The 13,397-nt window shown below is 65.1% G+C and carries 12 protein-coding genes; 6 read left to right on the top strand and 6 right to left on the bottom strand.

What is annotated here, in order from left to right; genetic code table 11:
* Positions 1-983 (top strand): serine hydrolase domain-containing protein (locus tag ACFP9U_RS18540; RefSeq protein WP_378623726.1); only part of this gene is annotated, 983 nt, incomplete at its 5' end.
* Here ACFP9U_RS18540 and ACFP9U_RS18535 read toward each other — a convergent pair.
* The 3 genes from ACFP9U_RS18535 to carA form a co-directional block, all read right to left on the bottom strand.
* The gene (locus ACFP9U_RS18535; RefSeq protein WP_378623723.1) at positions 955-1,653 is read right to left on the bottom strand and encodes a class I SAM-dependent methyltransferase; all 699 of its coding nucleotides are present in this window, start codon (positions 1,651-1,653) and stop codon (positions 955-957) included. The genes ACFP9U_RS18540 and ACFP9U_RS18535 overlap by 29 nt on opposite strands.
* The gene (locus ACFP9U_RS18530) at positions 1,650-2,897 is read right to left on the bottom strand and encodes a DUF3419 family protein (RefSeq protein WP_378623722.1); all 1,248 of its coding nucleotides are present in this window, start codon (positions 2,895-2,897) and stop codon (positions 1,650-1,652) included. The genes ACFP9U_RS18535 and ACFP9U_RS18530 overlap by 4 nt, the downstream gene beginning before the upstream one ends.
* A gap of 166 nt (positions 2,898-3,063) precedes the next feature.
* Positions 3,064-4,266 (bottom strand): glutamine-hydrolyzing carbamoyl-phosphate synthase small subunit, encoded by a 1,203-nt coding sequence (carA, locus tag ACFP9U_RS18525; RefSeq protein ID WP_378623720.1) that lies wholly within the window; start codon positions 4,264-4,266, stop codon positions 3,064-3,066.
* A 283-nt stretch (positions 4,267-4,549) separates the two neighbouring features.
* On the opposite strand from carA, the gene ACFP9U_RS18520 reads away from it, so the two are divergent.
* The gene (locus ACFP9U_RS18520; RefSeq protein ID WP_378623719.1) at positions 4,550-4,999 is read left to right on the top strand and encodes a GatB/YqeY domain-containing protein; all 450 of its coding nucleotides are present in this window, start codon (positions 4,550-4,552) and stop codon (positions 4,997-4,999) included.
* A 147-nt stretch (positions 5,000-5,146) separates the two neighbouring features.
* Here ACFP9U_RS18520 and ACFP9U_RS18515 read toward each other — a convergent pair whose 3' ends face one another.
* On the bottom strand, positions 5,147-6,124 hold the full coding sequence (locus ACFP9U_RS18515; RefSeq protein WP_378623717.1) for an AraC family transcriptional regulator: 978 nt from the start codon (positions 6,122-6,124) through the stop codon (positions 5,147-5,149).
* A 77-nt stretch (positions 6,125-6,201) separates the two neighbouring features.
* On the opposite strand from ACFP9U_RS18515, the gene ACFP9U_RS18510 reads away from it, so the two are divergent.
* Entirely contained in the window at positions 6,202-7,407 is a 1,206-nt protein-coding gene (locus tag ACFP9U_RS18510) for an MFS transporter (protein ID WP_378623716.1), read from the top strand.
* A gap of 165 nt (positions 7,408-7,572) precedes the next feature.
* Here ACFP9U_RS18510 and ACFP9U_RS18505 read toward each other — a convergent pair whose 3' ends face one another.
* On the bottom strand, positions 7,573-8,469 hold the full coding sequence (locus tag ACFP9U_RS18505) for an alpha/beta hydrolase (RefSeq protein WP_378623714.1): 897 nt from the start codon (positions 8,467-8,469) through the stop codon (positions 7,573-7,575).
* 204 nt (positions 8,470-8,673) lie between these two features.
* Between ACFP9U_RS18505 and ACFP9U_RS18500 the strand changes: the two genes are divergently transcribed.
* Both ACFP9U_RS18500 and ACFP9U_RS18495 read left to right on the top strand, forming a co-directional pair.
* On the top strand, positions 8,674-9,171 hold the full coding sequence (locus ACFP9U_RS18500) for a DUF2380 domain-containing protein (protein WP_378623713.1): 498 nt from the start codon (positions 8,674-8,676) through the stop codon (positions 9,169-9,171).
* 247 nt (positions 9,172-9,418) lie between these two features.
* Positions 9,419-11,557 carry a putative bifunctional diguanylate cyclase/phosphodiesterase gene (locus tag ACFP9U_RS18495; RefSeq protein ID WP_378623711.1) on the top strand — a complete coding sequence of 713 codons (2,139 nt, stop codon included), beginning with the start codon at positions 9,419-9,421 and terminating at the stop codon, positions 11,555-11,557.
* A 287-nt stretch (positions 11,558-11,844) separates the two neighbouring features.
* On the opposite strand, the gene ACFP9U_RS18490 is transcribed toward ACFP9U_RS18495, so the two are convergent.
* Positions 11,845-12,249, bottom strand: coding sequence for a hypothetical protein (locus tag ACFP9U_RS18490; protein ID WP_378623710.1), 405 nt, complete (start codon positions 12,247-12,249; stop codon positions 11,845-11,847).
* A 179-nt stretch (positions 12,250-12,428) separates the two neighbouring features.
* Here ACFP9U_RS18490 and dnaG point away from each other — a divergent pair.
* A partial coding sequence (gene dnaG / locus ACFP9U_RS18485) for a DNA primase (protein ID WP_378623708.1) occupies positions 12,429-13,397 on the top strand: 969 nt, incomplete at its 3' end.

Below are 13,397 nucleotides of genomic sequence, written 5' to 3'. Positions count from 1 at the left end.
AGCGCGCGGCGGCAACTTCGAGCCCGCCGGAGATCGCCGCCATATTGGACGATCCGGCGCTGGCTGGGCCCAAGATGCGGGCGATCGTCATCCTGCGCGACGGCCGCGTTATCGGCGAGCGGTACGGCTCCGGCTTCGACGCCGCGCGGCCATTGCTCGGCTGGTCGATGACGAAGGCCGTCAATGCCGCCATCGTCGGCACGCTGGTCGGGGCGGGCCGGCTCGGCGCCGACGACGGCGGTCTGCTGCCCCAATGGGACGGAGATAGCCGGTCGGAGATCACCGTCGCGCATCTGTTGGGGATGGAGAGCGGGCTTTCCTTCCGCGAATTTTATGCGGGCGTGGCCGACGTAACGCGCATGCTCTATCTGGAGCCGGACATGGCGGCCTTCGCCGCGAACCAGCCGCTGCTTTACGAACCGGGAACCGACTTCGCCTATTCGAGCGGGACGAGCGTGATCCTGTCGCGGGTCTGGCAGAACACGTTCGACAGCGACGCGGCGGCACTGGCGTGGCCGTATCGCGCGCTGTTCGCGCCGCTGGAGATGGATACGGCCGTCCTGGAGACCGACGTGCGCGGCACCTTCGTCGGGTCGTCCTACATGTATGCCTCGGCGCGCGATTGGGCGCGCTTCGGGCAGCTTCTCTTGCAGGACGGGGTGTGGGAGGACCGACGCGTCCTGCCGGAGGGCTGGGTCGAATGGATGCGCACGCCGACGAGGGCCTCCGGGGGCGAATACGGCCGCGGTGTCTGGATGCAGGGGCCGCGCGTGACCACGCCGATGGACCGGCACCAGGACGATGGATTCGACCTGCCGGAAGATGCTTACTGGCTGATTGGCCATGACGGGCAGACCGTCACCGTCATTCCCTCGCGCCGGCTCGTCGTGCTGCGGATGGGGCTGACGCCCACCGTTCTGGCTTACAAGCCGCAGGTGCTGGTCGAAGCGGTGGTCAGGGTGCTCGACGGGAGGGAGGATTGATGTCCCGGCGGCCGGGAAGGGTGATCACCGCGTGGACGGCATAGCCGCCGAAAGGCGAATCGAAGGAAAGGCTTGCGCCGCGTTTCGCGCATTCCGATTCAAGAACTTCACGCAATGAATCACGCGGGCTGACGTGAAAGGCGGCGAGCCAGCGGCGCAGGCCCGCGCGGAACCAGCCGGGCAGGTTCTCCTGACGGCCGAAATCGACGATGTGCAGCGCGCCGCCCGGCGCCGTGCAGTCCAGCGCGGCAGCGACGGTGCGTTGCCAGGGCGGGATCATCGACAGCGCATAGGACAGGAAGACGCGATCGAAATGGGGCCTGCCGAAAAGCGCCCGCGCTTCGAAGGCGGACGCGTCGCCCTCGGCCAGGAAGGCGGCCATGCCCATCGTCCCGCGGCGCATCCGCCTTTGCGCCGTCTCGAGCATGACACGGGAGATGTCGAGGCCGAAGAGGCGGGCGTCGGGGTAGCGCCGGGCGGCGAGCGCCAGGTTGCGCCCGGTGCCGCAGCCCAACTCCAGGACCGTGCCGCCTGGCGGGACGGCCAGACCGTCGATCAGGCGATCGCGGCCCAGAAGATAGAACTTCCGCGTCAGATCGTAGATGTGGCGCTGATAGCGGTAGACACCGTCCATCAGCTGGGCATGGACCGGACCGTCGGCGGTGCTCATGGGTCTTTCTTCACATAAAGGTGGAAGCCGCCATAGATCGCCGAGCGGTCGCGGGCGGAAAGCTCGCGTGAACGGGCGAACTCGTAGTGCCACTGGTCGAGCAGGGTCGTCGACACGCGGCCGGGCAGCAGCGTGGCCTGCGCGGCGGTGCGGAAGATGACGCGCGCGCCGGGCGCGGCGGTGCGGGTGATCTCGTTCCACAGGAGGTCGAGCTGATGGTCGTTCATCCAGTCCTGCGCGTCGAGGAGCACGAAACGGTCGACGCTGGCGGCGGGCTTGGTAGCGAGGAGCTCGACGAAATTGGTGTGATGCACCTTCACCCCGCCGGCATTTTCCCGGATGGTCCCGAAATTCCGGCGCTGGAGATAGGCGGGCAGGGCGGCCTCGCCCTCGCGGGGATAGCGGCGTGCGAAGGCGGCCCAGGCGAAGTAGTTGTCCTTCAGCGGGAAGTGGCAGGCGAGCTTTTCAAGCCGCGCGGAAAGCACGTCCGCCATGGACCCGCTGCCGGCGGTCAGCAGCGCGTCATATTGTGCCGGCGGAATGCCGAGGCCGAACAGCGAGGCTTTGCGCGAGGTGGCCCAGCGCACCAGGCGCTTTTCGAATAGCGGCTTCAGCCGTTCCTCGAAGAAACGCCGCTGCTCGCGCAGATCGGCCGCGCGCATGATGTCGGAGGGGTCGACGCCGTGCAGGCGGGCGACGCGATGGCCCATGGCGATGAAGAAGCCGAGCAGCCCGGTGCGGTAGAAGTCGCGGTCGAAGGCGCTGATGCGCCGGCGGCCGAAGAGGTCGCGCGTTTCCCAGTAGCGGCGGCTCGCCGCATCCAGCTTCGGGGCGATGAAACGGTCGTAGGCATGCCTATTGGCGGCATTTCCCGGCGCGCCGAAGAAGCGCATCAGATCCGCGTGGCCGGGCAGGGCGGTGAAGGCGGCAAGCTTCAGCCGGTTGAGCGCCACGTGGGCGGCGTTGAGGTCGACCACGTCGATCCTGGCCGGCGAGCGGGTGAGATAGGCGAGCATGTTGCAGCCGCCCGAGCCGATGGTGACGACACGATGGCCTTCGCCCAGCGCCATCGCCGCCATGTCGACTTCCGGATCCTCCCAGATCTGCGGGTAGACGAGGCCGGAAAAGAGAAGCGCGAACAGGCGCTCCGACAGGCCCGCCTTGCTCAGCGCCCGGCTCTGGTAGACGGCGTTGCCGATGCGGCGGCGGGAAGAAAGGCCGATATCGGCCGATAGGTCGGTCATGGCGAATCCCCTTGCACCATTGGGCAAGGGGCTACCGGACCTCGATGACAGGCGCGTGACGGAATGGGCTATCGGCGCGCGTTCCTATCGGTGCGCAGGACCGCGTTCGTGCGGCTCTGACGGCCGTTTCCGGAGACGGGCACCCGGCTTGAGGGGCCGCCGCCCCTTATCGCTCGGCCAGCGCCGGTTCGCCCTTTTTTTCGCGGATGAGGTTGGCGAAGCGGCGGAAGAGATAGTGCGAATCCTGCGGACCGGGAGAGGCCTCCGGGTGGTGCTGGACGGAAAAGACGGGCCTGCCGGCGAGGCTGATGCCGCAGTTCGAACCGTCGAAAAGGGAAACGTGAGTCTCTTCAACTCCTTCCGGCAGGCTCTTTCCGTCCACCGCGAAGCCGTGATTCATGGAGACGATCTCGACCTTGCCGGTGGTGAAGTCCTTGACCGGGTGATTGGCGCCGTGATGCCCCTGGTGCATCTTCACGGTCCTGGCGCCGAGCGCCAGCGCCAGCATCTGGTGCCCCAGGCATATGCCGAAGACCGGCACGTCGCTCTTCAAAAGGTCGCGAATCATCGGCACGGCGTATTCGCCGGTGGCTTCCGGGTCGCCGGGGCCGTTGGACAGGAAGACGCCGTCGGGTTTCATGGCGAGGATGTCCTCGGCGGTGCTGGTGGCCGGCACGACCGTGACTTCGGCGCCGAGGCTCGTCAAAAGCCGCAGGATGTTGCGCTTGACGCCGTAGTCGACGGCGACGATGTGCATCGTGGTCTCGCCGGCTTCTCCGTAGCCTTCGTCCCAGACCCAGGGTGTCTCCTTCCAGGTGGAGGACTGGCCGGAGGTGACCTCCCTGGCGAGGTCGAGGCCGACGAGGCCGCCCCATTCCCGCGCTTCGGCCTTCAGCGCCTCGACGTCGAATCGGCCGTCCGGCGCATGGGCGATGACAGCGTTCGCCGCGCCCTTCTCACGCAGAAGCGAAGTGAGGGCGCGTGTATCGATGCCCGAAAGGGCAACGATGCCGCGGCGCTTGAGCCATTGGTCGAGATGCTCGCCAGCGCGATAGTTGGAAGGATCGGTGATATCGGCGCGGAAGATCGCCCCCACGGCGCCGGCACGGGCGGCGGGCGTCAAGTCCTCGATGTCTTCCTCATTGGCGCCGACATTGCCGATATGGGGGAAGGTGAAGGTGACGATCTGGCCGGCATAGGAGGGATCGGTCAGGATCTCCTGATAGCCGGTGAGTGCGGTGTTGAAGCACACCTCTCCGACCGCCGAGCCGGTCGCCCCCAGCCCGCTGCCTTCGATCACCGTGCCGTCGGCGAGGACCAAGAGCGCCGTCGGTTTGCTTTCGGTCCAGGGGGCGCTTGTCGTCGCCATATGTAATCTCCATCTAACAGGAGGCCTTGAAAAGTGGCCTGCCCTGCGCAATATCGCGCAGCGAACGTGCCGGGGCGGTTCATCCCAGTCCCGACACCTGCTACAGTTAATGTCCATGCAGGGTGCGGACAATAATCGAAGGCCAATCGGCGGTCAATTACCGCTTCGGAAAAGGCTTATGTTGACATAACATAAGAATTTCAATGACTTGCTCACCCAGAATCGGTTTGCGTCGCAATGCAGACGGCGTTATGGTTCGCCGCTGCGACGGGAGATGAATGCCATGCGCGAGAAGATCGCTCAGGCGCTGAAAGACGCCCTCAAGCAGGAAGACAGGCGGCGGATTTCCACGTTGCGCCTCATCCAGACAGCCATCAAGGACCGGGACGTCGCCAACCGCGGGGCGGGGAAGGACCCGGTCAGCGATGAGGAGATCATGGAAATCCTCGTCCGCATGGTGAAGCAGCGCAAGGAATCGGCGCGCGGCTTCGAGGAAGGCAACCGGCTCGAACTTGCCGAGCAGGAGCGCGAGGAAATCGGCATCATCACCGAGTTCCTGCCCAAGCCACTCGGCGAGGACGACATCAAGAAGGCCTGCGAGCAGGTGGTCCACGAAGTCGGGGCCGGCGGGCTCAGGGACATGCGCCGCTGCATGAATGCGCTGAAGGAGAAGTTCCCCGACCGTGTGGACATGGGCAAGGCCAGCGGCATCGTGAAGAACATGCTGCAGTAGGAACGGTCAGCCGGAGAGGCCCTCTCTCGCGTTTTCCAAAAGGACTTGGCCTTGCCAAGTCGAAGAACTTTCTTCCGGGCTTGGCGAGGCTCTCCCCCGCAATAGCGTTTCCACCTGTTTTCCATGGGGGCGCTCGCAAAGCGCACCTCAGGACGTCTGATCGCGCAGTTTCCGTGCTTGTCCGGGCGGGTGTCCCGTGACGCGCTTATAGGCCCGGCTGAAGGCGGCTTGCGAGCGGTAGCCGAGCCGGCGGGCGACCTGATCGATAGGCATGCGGTCCTGGCCTATCCATTGCGCGGCGAGCCGCATGCGCAGGGTGCTTACGTAGCGCAAGGGTGTCGTGCCGGTGGCGGCGGCAAAGCGCTCGGCGAAGACCGATCGCGAGCTTCCCATCTGAGCGGCCATCTCGGCCAGAGTCCAATCGTGACCCGGATTGCGATGAAGCGCCGAAAGAACGCGGCCGAGACGCTCGTCGCGCAGCGCGGCGACCCAGCCCGTGGCATCGCCGCAACCGCATTCGACCCAGCCGCGGACGACCGAGGCGGCAACGACATCGGCCAGCCTCGCCAGAATGCCCGCCGTACCCGCGCGCACCGCCGTCATCTCGCGTTCCATCGCATCGAGCAGCGGACGGATTTCCGGCTGACGCCCGAGCAGAGAGCCGACAAACAGGACCTGCGGCATCAACTCGACCAGCGGGTGCATGGTGTCGAGTTCGAACTGCATGCGCGCGGTGAAGACAAGGACGTCCCTGGAGCGGCATGTCTCTTCCGAATGCGCATCGATCGCGCATACGCCGCTGCACAGGGGAACGGTTTCAAAGCTGTCGAGGGGACGAACCTTGGCGGCCGAATCCGAGACGATGGCGTGCTCCTCGCCGCGCGGCAGCAAGACCGCGTCACCGCACGAGAGCGACATGAGGTCGCCTGACGGTGATCTGAGGAGCGCATTCCCGCTTGCAACGAAGTGGAAGCGTGCGTCCGGCGAATGCGGGAAGCCGACGCCGAAGGGCGGTGAGTAGCGCAGCTTTCCATAGCTCGCGCCGCGCAGCCGCATGCCCAGCAGCAATTCGCTGACGGGGTCGGCATTCAGGGATCTGTCAGTTCCGGACGTTCGATCAAGCATTGCAGGAAATCTGTCATAGATCGTTTGGAAAAGCCACCCATCTGACAGCGGTCTTCACCACAAACGGGGATCCTGAGATGAATGGTAACACCGCTGCCGCCGAACGTCCGGCAGCTTCTTCCGCGCCGGTCTGGGCGGCCGTCTTTTCCATGAGCTTCGGTGTGTTCGGGCTTGTCGGCGCCGAGTTCCTGCCTGCCAGCCTGCTCACGCCGATGGCGGCCGATCTGGGCGTCACCGAAGGCATGGCGGGTCAGGCCGTTACGGCGACCGCAGCCATGGGGCTGGTCGCAAGCCTGACGGTGGCCGCGTTGACGCGCGGGATCGACCGCCGCCGCGTCCTGCTGGCCTTTTCCGTGCTGCTCGTCCTGTCCAATCTCGTCGTGGCGTTCGCCGCCAATGTGCAAGTGCTGCTCCTCGGCCGCATTCTGCTCGGCGCGGCACTTGGCGGTTTCTGGTCGCTGTCGACCGCCATGGTCATGCGGCTCGTTCCGGCGGCGAGCGTGCCCAAGGCGCTGTCCATAGTCGTCTCCGGCGTCTCGGCCGCGACCATCTTCGCGGCGCCCGTAGGCAGCTATGTCGGGGACCTGTGGGGCTGGCGCGCCGTGTTCGCGGGTGCTGCCGGGCTCGGCGTGATCGCCTTCGCGATCCAGTTCGCCACGTTGCCTTCGCTGCCGCCGCGAGGGCGGTCGCAATTCGGCACATTGATCAAGCTGATGTCCCGCCGGGAAATCGCGCTCGCCATGCTGGCGGCGCTGATGGTCTTTACCGGTCACATGTCGCTTTTCACCTATATCCGGCCCTTTCTGGAGGGCGTGACCGGGATCGGCGTAACGGGGATCTCCGTAACCCTGCTCGCTTTCGGCATCGCCAATTTCCTCGGCAACTATCTCGGCAGTCTTCTGGTCGCCCGCTCGCTGCGGCTGACACTCGCCATCATGCCGCTGACGATCGGCGGGCTGGCGTTCCTGCTTGCCGGTGTCGGCGGGACGTTTGCGACCGACCTGGCGATGATCGCGCTCTGGGGCCTTGCCTTCGGCACCGTTCCCGTCGCGTGGTCGGCGTGGATCGCCCGTTCCGTGCCCGACGAGGCCGAAAGCGCCGGCGGGCTCCTGGTGGCGGCGATCAACCTTGCCATCGCGACCGGTGCCGCCGTCGGCGGCGTGGTGCTGGAAACGAGCGGTATCGAGAGCGTGTTCCTGACCAGCGGCACCGTCCTCGTGCTCGCCACCGCCACCATCCTCGCGGGCGTGGCGACCGGCCCGGCGGTGGCCAAAGCCGCCTGATATCCGCTTTCGAGATCCGCCGTGCCGATTTCGGGCACGGCGGGTCATCCTCTTCACGGCCACATCGACCGTGGCGACTGCGGATCCTGAACACAGGCGGGAGCGGCCGGGAAGGCATCGCCCTTTTAAACGGCTCGTACGTATCCGTCGCTGCCTTGATTGAGCTTAAAGGGACAACTCCGGCCCTGCTGCCGTTCCGGCGTCCGACATTCCAGTCAGACGGAGCAGGAAGTCCGCCACGGCGTCCAGAGCCCCGTGCCGGTACATATCCAGGTGGCTGGCGTTGGAGAGAATCTGCAACTGGGAAACCCCCTTGCTCAACACGGCGAGCGCCTCGGCGAACGTCGGTGGCGTCACCATGTCGTTTTCGCCGGCCAGAAGCAGAATCGGCACGTGGATGTCTCGAATTCGTGCTTCCGTGTCAAAGCGGCTGCGGATGAGCCAGGAAGGGACCGAGGGCACCTGGCGGTGTATGGCATCGGGAAGCGAGGTGAAGGGGCCCTCGAGGACAAGCGCACGCGGCTGTACCTGCGTCGCCGCATAGCTTGCGACTCCGGTCCCCATGGAATAGCCGTAGATCACGACACCGTCGGGGGCGAGCCGTTCGTCAGCCAGTGTGCCGAGGAGCGTTGTCGCATCGCGGTACAGCAGCCATTCGCTCGGGTTTCCCGGGTTCCCGCCATAGCCGCGATAGCCGGCGAGGGTCAGGCCGTATCCCTGTTCCGCAAGTCGAAAAAGATGAGACGGTTTGCGGACGAGGTCGCCGTCCCTTCCAGGGAAATAGACGATGACCGGGTTGCCGGGCGCCGGCGGGTAGTACCATGAGCGCATCGTGAGGCCGTCATACGTCGTCAGGTCCAACGGCTGGAAATCAATGCTGCCTTTGAATTCATAGAGGTTCAGCGCCAGCCGTTTGTTGAACAGGATGAACTCCGGCACGGTCTGCACGGCAATGACACCCGCAATGCCCATCAGCAGGAGCAGTGCAGCCGCGGCAGCCGCAAGGCGACGTGTTACGGACGACCAACGGCGTGAACCGTCCGCACGAACAACTTCTTCCATTCCCAGGACTTCCAGCCCCTATAGGGCGGCCGACGCCGCACCAATCATTCAATTCAGAATATAGTAAACCTGCATTTCAATCCATAACATTGTGTGATTACCATCAAAGAACACCGTGCCGCCCTCCAGGCCGATAGACAGCCGCGGGCGCGCGGTGTACTCCTTGATGCAAGAGGGATCTTTTCACGGCTGCGGTGCAATCCTATGCGGACACTGTGTGTTGCGCTCTCGGGCGCTGTCCTGTTGGCTCTGGCCGGCCTGACGATGGCGGAGGAGCGGGCGGATTTCGCCGTTTCCGATTTTTCTTTCCGTGATACGTCCGGTGAAACGAGGGACCAGAGTGCCGAGCATGCCGCGCGGTTGCGGGCCTTCAACGCCATCTTGCGCAGCGAGCTGAGCGACAGCGGGGCGTTTACGCCTGTCGCCCTGGATTGCGGAACGGCCGCCTGCTCCATCGGTGCACAAGGAATCGGCGCGCTGGCGGAACGGGCCAGGAGGGCCGAAGCGCGCTATCTGCTCGTCGGCGAGGTGCACAAGATGAGCACGCTGGTCGGCTGGGTGCGGTTCGCCGTCCTCGACCTCGACAAGGATGCATCTGTTTGCGATCGATTTCTGACCTATCGCGGCGACACGGACGAAGCCTGGCGGCGGGCGGCCGCATACACCGTGCGCGATCTTGGCCGGTACTGTCGTTTCAAGTAGAGATATCCGGATGTTTCCGGTTTGCTTGCCCGCCTCCTGACGGTGTATTTGTACCACGGATGCGAAAGAGTCGTCCGGGATATCCCAGCAAAATCAAAAATGAGGCGACTTATTAACGGAGGCGAAGTATTTCCCGCAGAACGTTGTCGCCGCAATGAAAGACAGGGCAATGCATTCTGGGGGCTCCATTTTGCTTCGATCCTTTGCCGCATGGACCGTGGTGCCGGTGCTCGCATGTGCGCTCGGCATGAGCATCCTCGCCGTGAGCCTCCTGTTCTGGGGCGGCAAGGAGGCTGACGACGTGGCGGTCGCGCGGCAGCAGAAGCTGGTGCATCTGGTCATCTCCAAACTGCGCGAAACCGTCGCCCACAACCAGGAGAGCGTGACGGTGTGGGACGACGCCGTCGAGGCCGTGCGCGGGGCGCGCGATTCCGAATGGCTCGACAACAATCTGGGAAGCTGGATGCACGAGTATTTCGGCCACAACGGTGCTTTCGTGCTCGATGCCTCCAACAAGCTCGTACATGGGTTTTCCAGCGACGGTGCCGACAGCGCGGCAGTCTTTGCCGGGATGGCCGACCAGGTGCTTTCTCTCATCGAGGAACTTCGCGAAACGATGGCCGCCGACGACACCGGGGGTTCCGAGGGGCGGATGCTCTCGCCGGGTGCGGCGGATCTGCTCGTCGTCAAGGACCACCCGGCGGTGGTCAGCGTGAAGCCGATCGTGTCCGACACCGGCGAACTGGAACAGACATCCGGCGAGGAATACGTGCATGTCGCGGTGCGCTATCTCGATGGGACGTTCCTTCAAAACCTGGAGCGGGAATATCTGTTCACCGGGATACGCTATGCCTGGAAGAACGACGCGGCGCAGGCGGAGTCGGCGCTCCCGCTGACCTCGGCAACAGGCGAGGTGGTCGGCTATTTCATCTGGCAGCCGTACAAGCCGGGCTCCTCGATGCTTTCCCGGGTGGCGCCAGTGCTGGTGGTGACGCTCTGCCTGATCCTCCTGGTCATCTCCGTGCTCCTGTTCGTTCTCATCCAGCGGTCGAAAAGGCTCCATGCCAGCGAAGCGCAGATGAAGCATCTGGCGCTGCACGACACGCTCACGGGACTGCCCAACCGCGCCCTGTTCGGCGAAAGACTCGACCGTGCGCTGGGGGAGGTGCAGCGCACACGGCAATCGGTCGCCGTCCTCTATCTGGATCTCGACCGTTTCAAGCAGGTCAACGACACGCTCGGCCATCCGGCCGGGGACACGCTCATCCAGGAATTCGGAAAACGGCTGTGCGCCCTGACGCGGGGCATCGACACCGTGGCGCGCATCGGCGGGGACGAGTTCATCATCGTCCTTCCGGGGCTCGACAACGTGCGCCGGGCCGAAGTGCTGTGCCGGCGCGTGATCGACTCTGTCCGCAAGCCCTTCGACATCCACGACAACAAGGTTTTCGTCGGCGTCAGCATTGGGGTGGCCGTGGCGCCCGAGCATGCCGCGAGCCGCACCGAACTGACACGCAAGGCGGACATCGCGCTCTATCAGGCCAAGAATGCGGGCCGGAACGGCTACGCGATCTTCGGGCCGGCCATGGACCTGAAGGTGCAGGAGCGCCGCGAGATCGAACGGGACCTGCGCAAGGCACTCGCATCGGAGGGTGAGATCCAGGTTCACTATCAGCCGCTCTACAGGGCGGGGGACATGCAGATCACCGGGGTGGAGGCCCTGGCGCGCTGGAAGCATCCCGCCAGGGGCTGGATCTCGCCCGATGTGTTCGTGCCGGTGGCCGAGGAGACGGGCCTGATCGAGGCGTTGGGCCGGCGCGTACTGCGCGAGGCCTGCTACGCCGCCTCCGCCTGGCCTGCAATGCGGCTGGCCGTCAACGTCTCTGCAATCGAGTTGCGCAATCCCCGCTTCGCCGACCGGCTGGCGGAGATGCTGGAAAATTATCGCTTTCCGCCGCACAATCTCGAGCTGGAAGTGACCGAAAGCGCGCTTTCGGGAAGCTCCGAGGTCTGCGAGATGAACGTCGGGCGGCTGCGGAAGGCGGGCGTCAGCGTCGCCCTGGACGATTTCGGCACGGGGTTCTCGACCTTCAGCCGGCTGCAGAAGCTCCAGGTCGACAGGATCAAGATCGACCAGAGCTTCGTCTGCGGGATCGGACGATCCGGCGGTGACGAATCGATCGTACAGGCGATTGTCAGCCTCGCCCATGCGCGGGGCCTGGAGACGACGGCGGAAGGCATCGAGACGAGCGAGCAATGCGCCTTCCTGGAACGTATCGGATGCGACGAACTCCAGGGCTTCCTGTTTTCCCATCCCGTCACCATTCAGCAGGTCGATGAATCCTTCGGGAATTCACGGGACGAGAAAACGGCCACCGCGGCCTGATGACGACGGTCCGACTGACACCCCCGCGGCTGTGAACAGGGGGAGCAGGGGCAATCGCCGTTCGCAGGCCTGCCGTGGATCGACTGTACACCGCGTTCACGGCGCCGGTGCGCTGGTCATGGGCCGCTGCGCGGGCTTGCCCCCAAAAAGCCATGCCAAAACGGTCCCGGACCATCGCGGTCAGGGCATCTTGCAGGTAAGTGAAATCCCTTGCCGTCCGCACAAATGCGGCAAAGCTCCAGGGCCGTCGGTATGATGGTCAGGCGGTGCGGCGGTGTTTTTCCGACCTACTCGTCGTCGAGGCCAAGCATGCCCTTCGCCTGCTGCAGCTTGTCCATGCAGCCTTGCTCGTCGCCGGCCTCCGCCAAGTCGCGCGCCTCGCTCAAGACCTCGCTGGCCTGCGTACGCTCCTCTTCCGGTATTTCCCTCAATACCTCGAGTTGATGAGGCGATGCGGCTTCGACGCTGCCGGTGGTGACGGCGCCGGTATCGGCCGCGTCATCCGGGGCCTCTTCTTCGCTCAGCACCTGCTCCTGGTGTTCGGTCGCAACCGTGCCTGTTGCCGCGTCAGCGCCCGTTTCCGCTGCGATGACCGCCTGCTCGATGCTGGAGATCTCCTCCTGGCAGTCGGCGAAAGCCGGTGATGCAAGTAGAAGCGCCGTCGCAGTGGCCGTCAAAATGCGGATTTTCATCTGATCCTCCTCAGGCTTCCTCATGTCCGGGAAGAGGAACGGGGTCGGGTGGCGTGGGTTCCGACGATTCCGCTTCAAATCCGCAGATTCGGCCTGTGAACAGCGGGCATGACGGCCATCGGCGGGTCGCGGGGCGGCGCGAAGTCGAGTATAGGGTCGGGACGAGAGAACCATAGCCCATGCGTTTTTCCACCAGCTTCCTGGACGAGATCCGCGACCGCGTGCCCATTTCGCAGGTGGTGGGCACCCGTGTGACGTTCGACAAGCGCAAGACCAATGCCGCGCGTGGCGACTACTGGGCGTGCTGCCCCTTCCATGGCGAGAAGACGCCCAGCTTTCACTGCGAGGACCGCAAGGGGCGTTATCACTGCTTCGGCTGCGGGGTTTCGGGCGATCATTTCCGCTTCCTGACCGAACTCGATGGCCTGAGCTTCCCCGAGGCGGTGGAGCGGGTGGCGGAGATGGCCGGCGTGCCGATGCCGGCGCGCGATCCCGAGGCCGAGAAGAAGGAAAAGGAGCGCGCCAGCCTCACCGACGTGATGGAGATGGCGGCGCGGTTCTTCCAGGACGGGCTGCAGGGGCAGGCGGGGGCGGAGGCGCGCGCCTATTTGCGTGGACGCGGCATCTCCTCGGCGACGCAGCAGGCCTTCCGGCTCGGATACGCACCCGACAGCCGCAACGCGCTCAAGGAATATCTGGCCGGCAAGGGCGTGGCGAAGGAACAGATCGAAGCGTGCGGGCTGGTCGTCAGCGGACCGGATATTGCGGTCTCCTACGACCGGTTCCGCGGGCGCGTCATGTTTCCCATTGAAGACGCGCGCGGCCGCGTGATCGCGTTCGGCGGACGGGCGCTGTCCGCGGACGTGCCGGCGAAATACCTGAACTCTCCCGATACGGAGCTCTTCCACAAGGGCACCGTGCTCTACAATTACGCGCGGGCACGAAAGGCGGCCCGGGACGACACGGTGATCGCCGTCGAAGGCTATATGGATGTCATCGCGCTCGCCCAGGCCGGTGTTGAGAACGCGGTGGCGCCGCTCGGCACGGCGCTGACGGAAAACCAGCTCGACCTTCTGTGGCGCATGACGGGCGAGCCGGTGCTGTGCTTCGACGGCGACGATGCCGGCCTGCGCGCGGCCTGGCGGGCG

The sequence above is a fragment of the Nitratireductor sp. GCM10026969 genome (genome assembly GCF_042660605.1).
Taxonomy (GTDB): Bacteria; Pseudomonadota; Alphaproteobacteria; order Rhizobiales; family Rhizobiaceae; genus Chelativorans.
This window is presented reverse-complemented; position numbering and strand designations above follow the sequence as displayed.

Bases quoted from the DNA above. Each gene is read 5' to 3' on its own strand.
- ACFP9U_RS18535 (WP_378623723.1), bottom strand. From the start codon at position 1,653: ATGAGCACCGCCGACGGTCCGGTCCATGCCCAGCTGATGGACGGTGTC.
- ACFP9U_RS18530 (WP_378623722.1), bottom strand. From the start codon at position 2,897: ATGACCGACCTATCGGCCGATATCGGCCTTTCTTCCCGCCGCCGCATC.
- carA (WP_378623720.1), bottom strand. From the start codon at position 4,266: ATGGCGACGACAAGCGCCCCCTGGACCGAAAGCAAACCGACGGCGCTC.
- ACFP9U_RS18520 (WP_378623719.1), top strand. From the start codon at position 4,550: ATGCGCGAGAAGATCGCTCAGGCGCTGAAAGACGCCCTCAAGCAGGAA.
- ACFP9U_RS18515 (WP_378623717.1), bottom strand. From the start codon at position 6,124: ATGCTTGATCGAACGTCCGGAACTGACAGATCCCTGAATGCCGACCCC.
- ACFP9U_RS18510 (WP_378623716.1), top strand. From the start codon at position 6,202: ATGAATGGTAACACCGCTGCCGCCGAACGTCCGGCAGCTTCTTCCGCG.
- ACFP9U_RS18505 (WP_378623714.1), bottom strand. From the start codon at position 8,469: ATGGAAGAAGTTGTTCGTGCGGACGGTTCACGCCGTTGGTCGTCCGTA.
- ACFP9U_RS18500 (WP_378623713.1), top strand. From the start codon at position 8,674: ATGCGGACACTGTGTGTTGCGCTCTCGGGCGCTGTCCTGTTGGCTCTG.
- ACFP9U_RS18495 (WP_378623711.1), top strand. From the start codon at position 9,419: ATGAGCATCCTCGCCGTGAGCCTCCTGTTCTGGGGCGGCAAGGAGGCT.
- ACFP9U_RS18490 (WP_378623710.1), bottom strand. From the start codon at position 12,249: ATGAAAATCCGCATTTTGACGGCCACTGCGACGGCGCTTCTACTTGCA.